This is a genomic window from Pseudomonas sp. B21-035 (genome assembly GCF_024748945.1).
Taxonomy (GTDB): domain Bacteria; phylum Pseudomonadota; class Gammaproteobacteria; order Pseudomonadales; family Pseudomonadaceae; genus Aquipseudomonas.
Genome location: NZ_CP087179.1, coordinates 3797259 through 3811668 on the forward strand (window position 1 = coordinate 3797259; position 14410 = coordinate 3811668).

Genomic DNA, 14410 nt, shown 5'->3' on the forward strand with positions numbered 1-14410 from the left:
ACTTGACCCGCGATGCTCAACGTTTCATACAGCGCTGATAACGCTCATCAACGCGCTTGGCAAACCACGCCGTGGTCAGTTTGCGGGTGATCTTCGGGCTTTTCAGTTCGATCCCCGGTAGCTGCGCCCGCGCCACCGCCTTGCCCGCCGCACCGTCGGCCAGGGCATACACGCCCTTGTACAGGCGGGTGTCTTCGAATTCCAGGCTATCGCCCTTCTCCAGCTGGTTGCGGATGCTGACATTGCGCAAGTCCAGCTTCTGCCCCAGGCGCCTGGCCGCCTGCTCGGTGCTGCCGGGCATGATCGCCCCCGGCGCGATCAGGTCGCCGTCGAGCGCCAGCTTCACCCCGGTAGCGCGGCTCAGAGCACTCTGGAACGCCGCATTGCGGCTGGCGTACCAACCGGCATTGAAGTCGCCGAAGCGGTACAGCTGACGGTCATAGTGGGTGGGGTAACCGAGCAGGTGGGCGATGCCGAAATACATGCCGCCACGGCGGCTGAAGACCTCCTGGCGAATGGTTCCGGCATAGGTGTAGGGATAACCCTTGGCATGCTGCTCGGCAAAGTCGATGCTGACCTGCATCGGCCCGCCGGTACGCACCGGGTTCAAACCACCGAGCAGGGTCTTGCCCATGGGCAAGGCGCCGATCAGTTCGTCAAACAGGTCACTGAGCTGTTTTTCGCTGCGCACCGCATCAAGGCGCTGGCCGTAGGTTTTGCCACTTGCCGAGCGGGTCTGCAGGGTGGCGTCGATCAGCAGTTTGGGAATGTGCAGGCTGGCGGCGCGGCGGTCGATCTCTTGCCGGGCGATGCGACCCAGGCCCGGTACTTTCGGGTCGGCCTGGAAGGTTGATTCCTGCTCGGTGACCGCCAGTACCGCGCACAGGTTGCTCTTGCTGGCGCTGAGCTGCTGCGCGGCGAAGGCGCCCTGGATATCCCGCGCCCAACCTTCACGGTCGTTGGCGCTGGCCGGCAGCAGGCGCACGATCTGCGCGCGCACCTTGGCCGGGTCCTGCTCAGGGGCTTCACCCTGGGTGACGCAACCCTGAAGCGCCAGCAGCGCGCTGATCACAACCAGCCAACCAGTTACCTGCATAAGCCCTCCCGCCGCATCGGGCAATAGCTGCACAGTAGCGGCGCGCGGACACGACTGCAATCAGCAGCCTGGTTTGCTCAGTTGCGTGCCGATGGTCACCGCCGTGATCGCCACCGGCTTGAAGCTCTGCAGGGCAGCCGGATCGAAGCTGCGCTCGCAGTTGTATTGGTTTTCCATGACGAAGTCTTCGCCCTTGTGCTTCTTCATCTCGTCTGCCCACTTGCTCGAGGCGGCGATGGCTGCGTCGTCGGTGAGCATGACCTCGGCCAGGACCTGGGTGAAGCCCACCGCATGCGGCCCTTCCCACAAGGCATACACCGACGGGTCGGCGGCGTTGCCACACATCTCCAGGCAGTCGGCGTAGAACTCCAGCGGGCCACCGGTGGATTCATGCAGGGCGGCGATGGTCAGCGGCTGGTTGGCCGCTGGCGCGAAGGTGCCGATGAACGAGCTGAGGTCGGCCTTGCAGGTCGGCGACAGCTGCAGGCGCAGGTCGTTGATGCTGCCGCCGGCGGCGTCGGCAGTAATTTCGCAGCCCTGTACCTTATAGGTGTGCTTGTCACCGAAGCTGGTGCGGGCAATGCCCGCGACCGACTCGAAGTACTTGAGGTTGGTGCCGAGCATTTCACCATTGAAGACCTGGGCAACGGTGGCCTGGGCCTGGGCAAACAACGGTAGGCAGGCCAGGGCCAGGGTCGAGCCGATAGTCAGCAATGCACGCGGTTTCATCTGAACATCCTGTAAGTAATGAAGTGGCGCGCACTGTAATGCACAGCAGCGCGCAACACCACCACCTGCGGCTCAGGACAGGATGAGGTAGTCGCTGTACTGGGCCAAGGCTGCGTGCGGCCCCGGCTGCAGCGTCACATAGCGCCCGCCGACCTGGTCGACCGCCACGCAGTCGTCGACATCCAGCAACGCGTCGGTGTGCGGTTTGCTCCAGTGCCGGGCCATCTGCTGCTTGCCCTTGGCCTTGGCTTGCTCTTTGTTGCTGGCGACCACCAGCAGGTAGTGATGCGCCTCGCCAAAGCAGCCCGGCTCGTAACCGCCAAGGTTGATGAAGTACAGGCGCGGCTCGCCCGGCGCCGGTTGCAGGTCCGACCAGCCCAGCTTGAAGCTCTCTACCCCGTCGACCTCAAGCCAGGAGTCGATATGCAGGCCCTTGGCGCTGCCGAACCACTGCTCGCGCAACTGCGGGTAACAGGCCGCCAGCGACGGCCCGACGACAAAGGCCACATCGTGCACCTCGATCCTGGCCCGCGGGTGCTTGCCGCCGAGCATCACCACATACAGCATCGAAGGTGTAGCGCTCACGGCTGTTCGCCCACCATGTAGGTCTTGCTGATGTGGCGAAACTGTTCATGGGCCGAACTGCCCATCAATTCGAACACCACCATCTCGCGGGTGACGATCTGCGCCCCGGCGGCGCGCATGCGGGCAATGCCGGCGTCACGGTTGTGGGCACCGCGACAGTCGCAGGCATCCTCGACCACGAACACCTGCTTACCCAGCTCAAGCAGGCCGAGCACGCTTTGCAAGACGCAGATATGGGTTTCCATGCCGCAGACGATCACCTGCTCGCGGGCCAGCAGCGCTGCCGGCAGGCACTCGGCAGCCACGCAGGAAAAGTGCAGTTTCTCGACCACCGCAGCGCCGGGCGAAGCCTCCTTGAGCTGCGCCACGGTCGGCCCCAGGCCCTTGGGATACTGTTCGGAAAACACCGTCGGCAGGCCCAGGGTAGCGGTCGCCGCCAACAGCCAGCGGGTGCGTGCGAGGGTGCCGGCCGGGTCGCTGACCGCGCCAATGAGTTTTTCCTGAACATCGATGACCAGCAAGCTGGCCTGATTCGGCTTGATCAACATCCTCTGCCCCTGGGTTGCGGGTAAAGCCCAAGGCTCGCCCATCAGACCGCGCTGCGTCAATGCTCAAGCCGACAGCCGATGGGGCTCCAGGGCAGCGCTGAGCACGCCGAGCACGCGCGCTTCATGCTCGTGAATGAAGAAGTGGCCACCGGGGAAAATCTCCAGCGAGAAGTCGCCGACACTCTCCTGGCGCCAGGCCAGCAGTTGCTCTTCGCTGGCCTTGTCGTCTTCCCCGCCGAGCACATGCACGGGGCAACGCAGCGGCGGGCGCTGGCGATACACGTAGCGCCCGCACAAGAGGAAATCGGCACGCAGCACCGGCAGGGTCAGGCTCATCAGCTCCTGATTGGCCAGCACCTCTTCCGGCGTGCCTTGCAAGGTGCGCAACTCGTCGATCAATACTTCATCGCTCTTGGGCTCGCGCCACTTGCCGCCGTCGTAGTCTTCACGCCGGGTGGGCGCGGCCGTGCCGCAGGCGAACAGCGCCACCGGCGGCGGACAGCCCAGCGCCTGCAGCTCGTGGGCCAGCTCGAAGGCCAGCAAGGCGCCCAGGCTGTGGCCGAGCAAGGCATACGGCTGGCTGGCCGCCAGCCGTTGCTCGCTGGCCAGCTGGCGGGCCAGCACCTGCATGTCGGTCAACAGCGGCTCGCCCAGGCGCGCGCCGCGCCCGGGCAGCTCCACCGGGCGCACCTGCAACCAGGCCGGCAGCTTGCGCCGCCAGCGGCTGTAGACCATGGCACTGGCGCCGGAATACGGCAGGCACAGCAGGGTCAATGCAGACACGGCCGCCCCTTACTGCGCCGCAGCGGTTTCGGCCATCTTCTGGCGCAGGCTCAAAGGACGCATATCGGTCCAGACTTCGTCGATGTAGGCCAGGCATTCCTTCTTCAGGCCGCTTTTGCCCACGGTCCGCCAGCCCGCCGGGATCGCCTTGTAATCGGGCCAGATCGAATACTGCTCTTCGTGGTTGACCACCACCTGGAACACGATGTCTTCGCGGTCGAATACCGATGTCATTGCCTGTCTCCTCGATTGATTGGGCCCGTCACGCCAATGGCGTACGGTGGCTTTCAAGAGAACGAACGACAGGTGCAATAAATTAATCCGCGGTCACCAGCACACTGACCAGCTCACAACGCTGGAACGGTCCCGAAGCCTGGCTTTCGCCGCTGACCACTACCTGCACGCTGTAGGAGCCCGGCACCGGGGTGTCGAGCCAGGTACCGAGTTGACCGGCGCCGCTGCCCAGGTGCACCACCCGTTCCTGATGGGCGAGGATGTCCAGTTCCGGCAGCAAGGTATGACGCAGCGCAGCCAGGCGCGCCAGCGGTTCGGCGATGCCCTGGGCGCGGTCGAACGGCAGCGCCTGCACGGTGTAGAGCTGGTCGTCGTATTTGATCAGGGCGTCGGCCAGGCTGATGGTCGGCCCCTGCACGATGGCATGGGCGCGGACATTGCTGAGCACTTCGCCACCGGCCTCCAGGTGCACCGTCAGCGGCAGCGGCTGGCCGGCCGTGTGCCGCGCGGCCATCTCCACGCTCAGACGGATGTCGGCCAGGCCGCTGCGCACCGTTGCCCCGTGCTGCAACGCCCCGGCGGTGCAACTGATCGATTGCCCGCTGCCGGCGAACTCGACCTGCAGGTACCACTGCCCCGGTGCCGGCTGGGGAATATTGAAGATGACAAAACCGGCACCGATGATGCTCGGCGCCCGCGGGCTGACGGCGCCGCTGGGGTCGACCAGGCTTACTGAGAGCTGATTGCCGCGCGGGCTGGCGCTGGTGTAGCTGACTTCGCGGCGCGACCACACCAGCGACAACTGCGCAGCACCCGGGCGCTGGCCGATCACCACCGGAATCAACTGGTAGCCATGCTGGGCGATATCGCACAACTGGTTGTTCAGTAGCGCCGCCCTGGCACTGGAGGCGCGGATCTGGTTGTAGACCTTCATCAAGTCCACCGCCCGCGGCGCATAGAAGTAGCGACCACCGGTGCGTTGGGCAATCTGCTGCAACAGGTGTTGGTCTGCCTGCGGGCCGAGGGCGCAGGCCATCACCGGGTAGATCGGCAGCACCTCCAGCGGTGGAGGCCCGTCATTATGCTGACCGTCGCTGAGCAGCACGCAGGCGCGGGACAGCCGCGAGGCGTCGAGAAAACTGCGACTGTGCTGCAGGCCCAGGCCGATGGCGCTGGACAGCCCGTCAAAGGCCAGCCCGGCGACCGCAGTGGCGGCGCTGGCGGTGATGTTGAGCAACGGGTCGACCGTGGCCAGGCCGCCGTTGCCGGTGAACACTGTGCGCGCCTTGTGGTCACAGGCGACCACCGCGAGCTTGTCGCCGGCCTTGTGCAAGCGCAGGAACGCCTGGGTGTCGATCAGCGCCTGCTCGACGTGCCCATATTGGCTCATGCTTTCCGATATATCGATGATCGGCACAACTGAAACGGTGCTCATGCCCTGTGCTCCCTGCTCATGGGCTGTTTCTGGATCATAGCCACGGTGAATACCCTGTCAAACCGCTTAACTGACATAACGCCACCATTGGTCGCCTGAGGCTACGGCCGGCAAAAGTCGCCCGGGTAGCTATATTGAAGCGCTGAGCTTGCCCTCCGTCCGCAACCTTCAGAGGTGCCTATGTACACCATCGGATATGCAGCGCAACGGCCCGACGCGCCCCTCGCCCCCTTCCCGTTCGAACGCCGCGAACTGCGCGCCAACGATGTGGCCATGGAGATCCTCTACTGCGGGGTGTGCCACTCCGACCTGCACCAGGCCCGCAACGACTGGGGCATCAGCCGCTACCCGATCGTGCCCGGGCACGAGATCGTCGGCCGGGTCACGGCAATCGGCAGCGCAGTAAAACGCTACAAGGTCGGCGACGCCGTGGCGGTGGGGTGCATGGTCGACTCCTGCCAGCAGTGCGACCAATGCCGCAAGGGCGAAGAACAACTGTGCCGCGAGACCAACACCCAGACCTACAATGGCCTGGACCGCATCACCAGGGCGCCGACCTACGGCGGTTACTCCAAGCACCTTGTGGTGCGCGAGGAATTCGTCCTGCGCGTGCCCGAAGGCCTGGACCTGGCCAAGGCAGCGCCGCTGCTGTGCGCCGGGATCACCACCTACTCGCCGCTGCGCACCTGGAATGTCGGCCCCGGCAGCCGGGTGGCGGTGCTGGGCCTGGGCGGCCTGGGCCATATGGCGGTGAAACTGGCTGCTGGCATGGGCGCCGATGTCACCGTGGTCAGCCGCAGCGCCGACAAGCTCGCTGACGCCCTGGCCCTGGGTGCCGACCAGCTGCTGGTGTCTGCCGACGCCAAGGCCATGGCCAGCGCCCGTTCAAGCTTCGACCTGATCATCGACACCATCCCGGTGCGCCACGACGTTTCGCCCTACATGGCCTTGCTCGATATCGACGCCACCCTGGTGATCGTCGGCCAGGTCGGGCCGATCGACGAGCAACAGACCGTACCCTTGATCCTCGGCCGCCGGCGCCTGGCCGGCTCGCCGATTGGCGGGATTGCCCAGACTCAGGAAATGCTCGATTTCTGCGCCAAGAAGAACATCCTGCCCGACTGCGAAATGATCCGCATGGAGCAGATCAACGAGGCCTTCGAGCGCATGGAGCGCTCCGATGTGCGCTACCGCTTCGTCATCGACATGGCCTCATTGCAGGCGCCTGCCAAGACCTGACAGCGCCTCGGGGGCTCAGGTGTTGGACTTGAGCCTGGTCCACAGCCGTGTGCCCAGGCGGGCGATGGCCGGCGGCAGGTCTTCGACGGTGAAGAGTTTTTCCATCACGCGCTTGGGTGGGTAGATCGCCGCATCGTCCTTGACCGCCGGCGCCAGGAACGCATCCGCCGCGCTGTTAGGGTTGGCGTAGTGGATGCTGTTGCTGACGTTGGCGATCACCTGCGGGTCGAGCAGGTAGTTGAGGTAGGCGTAGGCGTTTTTCTCATGGGGCGCGCTCTTGGGGATGACCAGCATGTCCATCCACAGGGTCGAGCCCTCCTCCGGGATCGAATAGGCGATCTCGATGCCATTGTTGGCTTCCCTGGCGCTGGCCGCGGCCTGGACCACGTCACCGTTGAAGCCGATCACCGCGCAGATATTGCCGTTGGCCAGGTCACTGATGTACTTGGAGGCATGAAAGTACTGCACATAGGGGCGGATCTTCAGCAGCGCCTGTTCGGCCTGCTTGTAGTGCGCAGGCGTGTGGCTGTGGTGCGGCAGGGCCAGGTAGTTGAGGGTGATCGGCAGGATCTGCGTCGGGTTGTCGATGATCGCCACGCCGCACTGGCTGAGCTTCTTAATGTTCTCAACGTCAAACAACAGCTTCCACGAACGGGTGACGTCGGTACTGCCGAAGATCGCCTTGATCCTCTCGACGTTGTAGCCAATGCCGGCGGTGCCCCACATATAGGGGAATCCATACTGGTTGCCCGGGTCGTTGACCTCGAGCTTTTTCATCAGCAGCGGGTCGAGATTCTGCCAGTTGGGCAACTGGCTGCGGTCCAGCGGCTGGATCGCCCCGGCCTTGATCAGCCGCGACATGAAGTGGTTGGAGGGGCTGACCACGTCATAGCCGGTGTTGCCGGTCATCAGCTTGGACTCGAGCACCTCGTTGCTGTCATGAATGTCGTAGGTGGCCTTGATACCGGTCGCCTTGGTGAAGCTGGGCAAGGTGTCGTCGGCGATGTAGCCGTTCCAGTTGGAGATGTTCACTTCTTCCACGGCCTGGGCGGCAGTGGCACAGGTGGCGAGCAAGGCAACCAGGGGCAGGGTTTTGCATGACATGATCAATCACCTTTTGGCGAGCTTTGTTTTTGTTGGGCTAGGTGGGGTCAGATTTCAGTCCTGGCTCGCAGCGCTTCCACGCGCATACGCAGCATGGCACCGATGTCGAGCAGCGGCTTGGGCGGTAGCCAGCCGGGTTGCGCGCGGGCCATGACCGAGGTCAGCAGCGGTGAGCTTTGGCCGCTGGCAAGCTCTGCCAGCAAGCGCCCCCACAGGGTGCCGCGGGCGACACCCGAACCATTGCAGCCGGCCACGGCAAACACGCCCTCCTCGACCCGGGCGAAATACGCCTGGCCGGAGCGCGAGGCGCTGAGGTGGCCGCTCCAGGTGAACTGGATATCTTCGGCGCCAAACCACGGAAAGCGCCGCTGCAGGCCGCGCAGGTGGTGCCGCTGACGCTGGGCCAGTTCACTCGGGTTGAGGTCGCGGGCACGGTATTCGGCAGTGTTGCGGATCATCACCCGGCGGTCCGGGGTCAGGCGTACTGTGGCGCCCAGCGGCCGGGTCGAGAGCACGCCCCAGGGCTCGACGTTGCCGATGGCGCGGAACTCGGCGTCGGTCATCGGCCGGGTGAGGCTGGCGCTGAGCTCCATGGCAAAGGTGGCGCTGTGATCGATGCCGGCACGCGGGATAAAAGCGTTCAGGCACACCAGCACCTGCTTGGCTTCGATACTGCCATCGGCAGTATTGGCGCGAATCCCGCCCTGGCCGAGGCGCTCAAGGCCGCTGATATCGGTGTCTTCGTACAGCGTGACACTGGCTGGCAATGCATCGAGCAAGCCTTTCACGTACTTGGCCGGTTGCAGCAAGGCATTGCCGTTGCCGCACCAGATCGCAGCCTGGTAATGACCGCTACCAAGCCTGTGCTTGAGCGCCGCGCCTTGCAGGAACTGCGCCTCGGCACCCACGGCACGCAGGGTTGCCAGCTTGGCTTCGACCTGGCTGAGTTTGTCTGGGTCGTTGACCGCAAAAAAGTAGCCGTCGTCACGAAACTCGCAGTCGATGTTGTGGCGCGCGATGCGCTGGCGCACTTCGTTGCTGGCGGCCTGGCCGATCGTGGTGTCGATTTCGTAGTCGGCAAAGCCCGGGCGCCCCAGTAGTTCGCTGTCTGTCGGGTGCTCATGGGCGACGACAAAACCGGAATTGCGCGCCGACGCGCCTTGCGCAGCGCTCTGGCGATCGACCACGACAACCCGCGCCTGCGGGTGCATCTCGGCCAGGGCATGGGCGGCGCTGAGCCCGGTGATGCCGGCGCCGATCACCAGCCAGTCGGCTTTTTGTGCGCCGCTCAGCCGAGCGCGTGCCGGTGAACTGCCCGCCAGGGCAATCCAGCCACATTGGTTTTTCATGCATTACCTCTCGACCTGTATGCACACAGCGCATGGACGTTTTATGCTGGTGGCGGTTGCCATGGCCAGAATTTAAAAGGTCTGTGCCGATTCAACCAACGTTATAAATTCATCGGGGCATTCGAAAAACGCATGGATAAAGTTCGCCACCTGCCTTCACTGCAAGCCCTGCAGGCGCTGGTCGCCGTTGCCGATGCAGGCAGCTTCACCCAGGCCGCGCACCGCCTGTGCCTAACCCAGAGCGCGGTGAGCCGCAAGATTCAGTTGCTGGAGAGCCACTTTGGCGTGGCCATGTTCGTGCGCAGCAGCCGCAGCCTGCAGCTCACTGCCGAGGGCGAGCAGGTACTGGCCAGCGCGCGGAGCATTCTCGAGCAACTGCAAAGCCTTGAACAACGCCTGTCGCCGCAACAGCGCCCGTTCCGCATCCGCATGCATGTGTCGCTGGCGGTGCGCTGGCTGCTGCCGCGGCTCAACGAGTTCTATCGCTTGCACCCGGACATCTCGCTGGCGATCGAGACCGTGGCCACAGAGCTTGTCGAGCCGGGCAGTGAAAGCGATGCCTACATCGTTTACCTGCCGGCGCCATCCAGCGATCCTGCCTGCACGACGCTGTTCGAGGAAACCCTGGTGCCGGTGTGCAAACCCGGCCTGGGGCTGGGCTCAGAGGCCGGCCTGAGCCGCTTCGCCTTGCTCCATGGCTCCACCGACCAGCAGACCTGGAGCCAATGGCTGGCGGTGCGGGGTAACAAGGCGCTGGCGGATTACCGGCACCTGCCCTTCAACCTCGACGAACTGGCCCTGGATGCGGCAGCGCGTGGCCTGGGGGTGGCGATGACCGACCTGACTCTGGCGCAGGAGTCGATCGATCGTGGCGTGCTGGTCGTGCCGTTCGGCCAGCCGCTGAAAACCGGCGGGGTCTATTCGTTGTGCCTGCAGGCGGCAGGGGCCGGGCATCCGGCGTGTGCGCTGGTGATGCAGTGGTTTGCCGAGCAGAGCGGTGGCTGATCCTGTTACATTCTGTGCCTACTCCACCTTCTAGAGCCTGAAAATGGATCTTCACGCACTGCTTGCCTTCACCCTGGTTGCCGCGATTGCCATCGCCAGCCCTGGCCCCGCCACGCTGATGGCGATCAACAACAGCCTGGCCTATGGGCCGCGTTTCGCGGTGTGGTCTTCACTGGGCAATGCCAGCGGGCTGTTCTGCCTGTCAGCGGCGGCCATGCTCGGCCTCGGTGCCCTGCTGGCCAGCTCCGAATGGCTGTTCAACGCGGTGAAGATCCTCGGCGCCGGCTACCTGTTCTACCTCGGTGCCAAACAGCTGATGAAAAAGAGCCCGATGCTGGCGAGCGACGTTGCCGCAGGCCAGGAACAGGTCAAGCCATCGCGCTTGAAGCTGTACAAATCGGCGTTCCTCACCGCTGCCACCAACCCCAAGGCAACGATGTTCTTCACCGCGCTGTTCCCGCAGTTCATCGACCAGAGCGCCGCGCTGCTGCCGCAGTTCCTGATCCTCACGGCGATCTTCATGGCCTTGTCGCTGACCTCGCTAAGCCTGTACGCCGCCCTCGCCTCGCGGGCCAAGGGCGTCCTGACCCGGCCGGCGTTCTCACGCTGGGTCAGCCGGGTGGTGGGTTCGACGTTTATCTGCTTTGGCGCGGCGATCCTGACCATGCGCCGTCAGGGCGCTTGATCCGCAGAGCAGCGTAAACCTTGTGGGCGCTGGCCTTGCCAGCGATCGAACGGGTAGCGGTCGCAAATCGGGCAATAATTGATGTGTTGACTGAAACGGCCGCATCACACCACGCTGGCGCGCTGCAGGCTGCTGACATGCCCCACTCCGGCCGCCTGTAGGCGGCTGACCAGATCGGCACGAGCCGCGCCGCCGCCGGCGCGGATGTATTCAAGCTCCGCCGCGGTGATCAGCACCACCGGTACCAAGGTGACGGGCGATAGCGGCATGTCTTGAAGGCGGGTCGGGAAGTCTGGCGCCGGGCCGCCCAACAGTACACCGATGCTGTCGTCGTCGGTGACGAAGTGTTTGGGCACCTGACTGGCTATGTGGTGCGATTCACTGAACCCGGGCAGTTCCAGGGACAGCGCGCCGTAGCGCTCCAACTGCTGGGTGATGCCACCGGCATCGGCCACGGTCTTGGCGATGTTCTCGATCAGCTCGAAGGCCCAGCTGCCCTTGAACGGGTCGACTTCGCCCAACGGCCCACGGGCATGTTCGGGAATGTCCGGGGTTTCGACGAACAACTCCATCTCGAAACCATTGCCCTGCCCCTGGTCATCGTCGAAGGGGTCGGACAAGCCTTCGGTTGCCAGGATGATCGAGTCGCCACGGCGCACCACGCGGTAGGCCTGGCGGGTCGAGGGCCAGTGCGGGCCACCGGCAAAGCTGGGGCTGATGAGGTAGGCCAGGACATCGCGCTCCACTGTGCCGACACTGCTCCAGTGACGATCCAGGCAGGCTTCGCTGGCAAGCCTGGCGGCCTGGTTGTCGGCTTCAGCTTGCAGGATTGGCGGGGTTTCCTGGGACGCTGGCTGTTTAAATGCGTCGAGCAGTTTTTTGAAGATGTTCATCGGCGATCCTTGCGAAGTGGACAGCAATGCTAACCACTCACTAGCATCCGTACTACCCTTGGCCAACCAGCAAACCGATCTGATGCCTCCTTCGCTGAAAACCTGCTGGCCCTCAAGCTGGCGCAACGTGCCCGGCATTGACTACAGCGCACCGACCCTCGACCTGCAGGCCCTTGTGCCGAAAGCCGGCGACAAGACCTGGGCGCAGTTCGACCGGCACGATGCTGTGCAGGCTGGCGAGACCGTGCAACTGCTATGGTGCCCGCCGCTGTCCGCCGTCAATGGCTGGAGCGAACAGCCTTCGGAAATTGCCCAGAGCTACTTGCTTAAGGCAAAGGTGCTCTGCAGCAGGGGCGACAGCCATGAACTCGACATCCTTGGTAGCGAGCAACTACTGCCCATGCTCAGGTCGCTGCCACGCGAGCAGAGCGCCTGGTCGCTGGGGCAAATCGCTACTGAACAAGGGCCGATCATTGCCCTGGAGGAAGCCTGCTGGAGTGCCAGCGCGGTGGTCGGGGGGCTGACCTACCTGAGTGCCTGCACGCCGTTTGAAGCGCATATGGAACTGCTGCTCGAGGTGACAGGCGATGAGGTTTTCGGGCTGTTCTCGGCGCATGTCGACCCGGGCGGCGCTTTCTATTCGTTTGGCCGGCGCACGCTGGAAGGTCGGGAGCTCATGGCGGTTGAGCAGGCGCTGAAGGTTGCTCGGCCACTCAAAGACCTACACGACAACTACCTGCGAAGCTAGGGTTTGTACGAAAAGTCGCCGAGCGGCGATCAGGCAAGGCGAAAACAGGCGAGGAACGGCCGGGGTCGCGCACGACTTTACGAGTTGTAAATGAGCATTCCGAGCCTGTTTTCAACGCAGCATGATCGTCGCGCAGGCACTTTTCGTACAAAGCCTAAGGGCCTACTGGCCAAGCAACTCCCGCGACATCAACCACTGCGCCTTGCCCCACGCCTCGAACTGCTCGCGCACGCTCCAGCCGCGTTTGGCGTAGTACGCGCTCTGGTCATGGGTGTGCAGGTACAGGGTGGCCACGCCGCGCTCCCGGGCCTGCTGGCAGATTCCTTCAATCAGTTTTTCCGCCAGGCTTTGCCCGCGCGCTTGCGGTTCAACCAGCACACACGCAAGCCAGGGCCCAAGCTCCGGGCGCCCGGGCAAGTCGTCGCGAGCCAGCGCGGCACCGCCAAGCAAGCGGCCGTCTTGCAGCGCCACCAGGCATTGCCAGTCGCCATTGCGCTGGCCCTCGGCAAACTCGCGCTGCCATTGCTTGAGCGGGATACCGGCGTATTCGTAGCTGAATTGTCGGTACAGCCGCTCAGCGAAGGTGTCGCAGTGCTGCATGTGCTGTTCAAGCCATTCCAGGTTCGGCATGTGATGTCCTTTTTTGTATTTTGGCTCAGGCGCCAGAGCGCTCGGGCAACAGGCTACGGTCAAACACGAACGGCGTCTCGGCTTTTGGCGTGTGTTCGAACAGTTGCTGCGGCCGGCCCATTTTCGGGAAGTTCTTTTCGCCGGTGTCGCGAATCCAGCCTTCGTCCTTCATGCGCTCCAGGCGCTTGCGCAGGGAGGTGTTGTTGACCGGGTGACCCAGGCAAGCCTGCACCGCGTTCAAGGCATCGAGCACGGTGAATCGCTCCGGCGCCAGGTACAGCGGCAGGTTGGTGTACACCGCCTTGGAGGCCAGGCGCTCGCAGGCCAGTTGCACCAGCAGGTTGTGGTCGAACGGCAGTACCCGCTTGCGGCCGATGACGCTGGCGACGTCGACAAAGCACAGCTGCTCGCTGCCGGCCTCGACCTGCGGGCCCAGCAAGGCCAGGTAGTAGGTGCTCATCGACCAGCCGCGCGGGTCGCGAAAGGCGTTGCCTTCGGTGCCCACCTGTTCCAGGTGACGCGGCAAAATCCGCGCTTTTTCGCTCATCGCCCGGTCCGCCGCGGCCGCCAGGGTGTTGTCCGGGGTGCGGCCGTTGACGATCACCCCCGGCAGCGCCCATTCACCTTCGTGGGGCGCGCGCTCGCGCCGGTACAGCAACACTTGCAGCTGTTTGCTTTCGGGATGCAGGCGCAACGCGACGATGTCGACGCTGGCCAGTACTTCTGCAGCACTCACTGTGGACTCCTATACACCTCAAACTCGTCAACGATGTCGGCCAGGCACCAGGCCGCCGGCAGCGCCTGGCCACTGCGCAGGCCGGCGCGGATCGCCGAGCTGTGCACGCCCAGTTGCTCCTCGGCTACCAGCAGGCCGAAGTCCGCCAGCAGTTCCTGGCCTCGGTAAAAGCCCGCGACATTGGCCTGGTTATCCTCGCCGATGACCAGGGCGATATCAGCGCGGGCAATACCGCTGCGCTCGCTCAAGGCACAGAGCAAATCATAGCTGTACACCGCCCCGCCCTCGCCGCCCAGCTCTCGCTCCACCGCCGAGCAACTGACCCGCGGGTTATCCAGGCGCGCGATCAGCCGTTGCAACCAGCGCCAGCGCAGGTCGAAGTCGACCATGCGCTTGCCATGGGCATGCCGGTAACTGGGCACCACGAGCACCTGCTCGGCCCACTGCAGCGCCCGGGTGATCACGCTCAAATGCCCGGGGTGCGGCGGGTCAAAGGCCCCACCGTAGACCGCCAGGCGAAACCGCACCGGAGCCGACTCATATATTTCACTATGCATACTATATCCACCATGATTGCTTGTGAAAAAGAAAAAGCGGTTGACATACATATT

The 14410-nt window shown here is 64.1% G+C and carries 17 protein-coding genes; 4 read left to right on the forward strand and 13 right to left on the reverse strand.

Annotation, left to right across the window (positions count from 1 at the left end; translation table 11 throughout):
* Positions 1–16: 16 nt before the first annotated feature.
* The 7 genes from LOY22_RS17200 to LOY22_RS17230 all read right to left on the reverse strand — a co-directional run bounded on the left by LOY22_RS17200 (position 17) and on the right by LOY22_RS17230 (position 5410).
* Positions 17–1096: a DUF1615 domain-containing protein gene (locus LOY22_RS17200; RefSeq protein WP_045194627.1), complete on the reverse strand. Its 1080-nt coding sequence runs from the start codon at positions 1094–1096 to the stop codon at positions 17–19.
* A 60-nt stretch (positions 1097–1156) separates the two neighbouring features.
* Entirely contained in the window at positions 1157–1825 is a 669-nt protein-coding gene (locus tag LOY22_RS17205) for a hypothetical protein (RefSeq protein WP_258594161.1), read from the reverse strand.
* Positions 1826–1897: 72 nt separating this feature from the next.
* On the reverse strand, positions 1898–2392 hold the full coding sequence (locus LOY22_RS17210) for a DUF1543 domain-containing protein (RefSeq protein ID WP_258597820.1): 495 nt from the start codon (positions 2390–2392) through the stop codon (positions 1898–1900).
* A gap of 14 nt (positions 2393–2406) precedes the next feature.
* A complete protein-coding gene (locus LOY22_RS17215) occupies positions 2407–2958 on the reverse strand; it encodes a hydrolase (RefSeq protein WP_045194633.1) in 552 nt (183 codons plus the stop codon).
* A gap of 63 nt (positions 2959–3021) precedes the next feature.
* Positions 3022–3741, reverse strand: a complete 720-nt coding sequence (locus LOY22_RS17220) for a thioesterase II family protein (RefSeq protein WP_045194635.1) — start codon at positions 3739–3741, stop codon at positions 3022–3024.
* A gap of 9 nt (positions 3742–3750) precedes the next feature.
* Positions 3751–3975, reverse strand: coding sequence for an MbtH family protein (locus LOY22_RS17225; protein ID WP_038994517.1), 225 nt, complete (start codon positions 3973–3975; stop codon positions 3751–3753).
* 82 nt (positions 3976–4057) lie between these two features.
* Positions 4058–5410 (reverse strand): VWA domain-containing protein, encoded by a 1353-nt coding sequence (locus LOY22_RS17230; protein WP_258594164.1) that lies wholly within the window; start codon positions 5408–5410, stop codon positions 4058–4060.
* A 180-nt stretch (positions 5411–5590) separates the two neighbouring features.
* Here LOY22_RS17230 and LOY22_RS17235 point away from each other — a divergent pair, with 180 nt between their 5' ends.
* Positions 5591–6649: an NAD(P)-dependent alcohol dehydrogenase gene (locus LOY22_RS17235; protein ID WP_258594166.1), complete on the forward strand. Its 1059-nt coding sequence runs from the start codon at positions 5591–5593 to the stop codon at positions 6647–6649.
* Positions 6650–6664: 15 nt separating this feature from the next.
* Here the strand turns inward: LOY22_RS17235 and LOY22_RS17240 are convergent, their stop codons facing one another.
* Entirely contained in the window at positions 6665–7753 is a 1089-nt protein-coding gene (locus LOY22_RS17240; RefSeq protein ID WP_093381055.1) for a polyamine ABC transporter substrate-binding protein, read from the reverse strand.
* A gap of 47 nt (positions 7754–7800) precedes the next feature.
* A complete protein-coding gene (locus LOY22_RS17245) occupies positions 7801–9102 on the reverse strand; it encodes an FAD-binding oxidoreductase (protein WP_258594168.1) in 1302 nt (433 codons plus the stop codon).
* 132 nt (positions 9103–9234) lie between these two features.
* Between LOY22_RS17245 and LOY22_RS17250 the strand changes: the two genes are divergently transcribed.
* Positions 9235–10107, forward strand: coding sequence for a LysR family transcriptional regulator (locus tag LOY22_RS17250; RefSeq protein ID WP_093381050.1), 873 nt, complete (start codon positions 9235–9237; stop codon positions 10105–10107).
* Positions 10108–10150: 43 nt separating this feature from the next.
* Positions 10151–10792 (forward strand): LysE family translocator, encoded by a 642-nt coding sequence (locus tag LOY22_RS17255; RefSeq protein ID WP_045194649.1) that lies wholly within the window; start codon positions 10151–10153, stop codon positions 10790–10792.
* A 104-nt stretch (positions 10793–10896) separates the two neighbouring features.
* On the opposite strand, the gene LOY22_RS17260 is transcribed toward LOY22_RS17255, so the two are convergent.
* Positions 10897–11685: a suppressor of fused domain protein gene (locus LOY22_RS17260; RefSeq protein ID WP_093381047.1), complete on the reverse strand. Its 789-nt coding sequence runs from the start codon at positions 11683–11685 to the stop codon at positions 10897–10899.
* On the opposite strand from LOY22_RS17260, the gene LOY22_RS17265 reads away from it, so the two are divergent.
* On the forward strand, positions 11678–12433 hold the full coding sequence (locus tag LOY22_RS17265) for a hypothetical protein (protein ID WP_258594171.1): 756 nt from the start codon (positions 11678–11680) through the stop codon (positions 12431–12433). The genes LOY22_RS17260 and LOY22_RS17265 overlap by 8 nt on opposite strands.
* Before the next feature lie 162 nt (positions 12434–12595).
* On the opposite strand, the gene LOY22_RS17270 is transcribed toward LOY22_RS17265, so the two are convergent.
* The 3 genes from LOY22_RS17270 to LOY22_RS17280 are packed head-to-tail and all read right to left on the reverse strand — an operon-like array spanning position 12596 to position 14356.
* Positions 12596–13063: a GNAT family N-acetyltransferase gene (locus LOY22_RS17270; protein ID WP_258594173.1), complete on the reverse strand. Its 468-nt coding sequence runs from the start codon at positions 13061–13063 to the stop codon at positions 12596–12598.
* 25 nt (positions 13064–13088) lie between these two features.
* Positions 13089–13799 carry an NrtR DNA-binding winged helix domain-containing protein gene (locus LOY22_RS17275; RefSeq protein ID WP_093381042.1) on the reverse strand — a complete coding sequence of 237 codons (711 nt, stop codon included), beginning with the start codon at positions 13797–13799 and terminating at the stop codon, positions 13089–13091.
* Positions 13796–14356, reverse strand: a complete 561-nt coding sequence (locus tag LOY22_RS17280; RefSeq protein WP_093381040.1) for an adenylyltransferase/cytidyltransferase family protein — start codon at positions 14354–14356, stop codon at positions 13796–13798. The genes LOY22_RS17275 and LOY22_RS17280 overlap by 4 nt, the downstream gene beginning before the upstream one ends.
* Positions 14357–14410 lie beyond the last annotated feature (54 nt).

What these genes read in the sequence shown, in the direction of transcription:
- LOY22_RS17200 (WP_045194627.1), bottom strand. Translation starts at nt 1,096, where the DNA reads ATGCAGGTAACTGGTTGGCTGGTTGTGATCAGCGCGCTGCTGGCGCTT.
- LOY22_RS17205 (WP_258594161.1), bottom strand. Translation starts at nt 1,825, where the DNA reads ATGAAACCGCGTGCATTGCTGACTATCGGCTCGACCCTGGCCCTGGCC.
- LOY22_RS17210 (WP_258597820.1), bottom strand. Translation starts at nt 2,392, where the DNA reads ATGCTGTATGTGGTGATGCTCGGCGGCAAGCACCCGCGGGCCAGGATC.
- LOY22_RS17215 (WP_045194633.1), bottom strand. Translation starts at nt 2,958, where the DNA reads ATGTTGATCAAGCCGAATCAGGCCAGCTTGCTGGTCATCGATGTTCAG.
- LOY22_RS17225 (WP_038994517.1), bottom strand. Translation starts at nt 3,975, where the DNA reads ATGACATCGGTATTCGACCGCGAAGACATCGTGTTCCAGGTGGTGGTC.
- LOY22_RS17230 (WP_258594164.1), bottom strand. Translation starts at nt 5,410, where the DNA reads ATGAGCACCGTTTCAGTTGTGCCGATCATCGATATATCGGAAAGCATG.
- LOY22_RS17235 (WP_258594166.1), top strand. Translation starts at nt 5,591, where the DNA reads ATGTACACCATCGGATATGCAGCGCAACGGCCCGACGCGCCCCTCGCC.
- LOY22_RS17240 (WP_093381055.1), bottom strand. Translation starts at nt 7,753, where the DNA reads ATGTCATGCAAAACCCTGCCCCTGGTTGCCTTGCTCGCCACCTGTGCC.
- LOY22_RS17245 (WP_258594168.1), bottom strand. Translation starts at nt 9,102, where the DNA reads ATGAAAAACCAATGTGGCTGGATTGCCCTGGCGGGCAGTTCACCGGCA.
- LOY22_RS17250 (WP_093381050.1), top strand. Translation starts at nt 9,235, where the DNA reads ATGGATAAAGTTCGCCACCTGCCTTCACTGCAAGCCCTGCAGGCGCTG.
- LOY22_RS17255 (WP_045194649.1), top strand. Translation starts at nt 10,151, where the DNA reads ATGGATCTTCACGCACTGCTTGCCTTCACCCTGGTTGCCGCGATTGCC.
- LOY22_RS17265 (WP_258594171.1), top strand. Translation starts at nt 11,678, where the DNA reads ATGTTCATCGGCGATCCTTGCGAAGTGGACAGCAATGCTAACCACTCA.
- LOY22_RS17260 (WP_093381047.1), bottom strand. Translation starts at nt 11,685, where the DNA reads ATGAACATCTTCAAAAAACTGCTCGACGCATTTAAACAGCCAGCGTCC.
- LOY22_RS17270 (WP_258594173.1), bottom strand. Translation starts at nt 13,063, where the DNA reads ATGCCGAACCTGGAATGGCTTGAACAGCACATGCAGCACTGCGACACC.
- LOY22_RS17280 (WP_093381040.1), bottom strand. Translation starts at nt 14,356, where the DNA reads ATGCATAGTGAAATATATGAGTCGGCTCCGGTGCGGTTTCGCCTGGCG.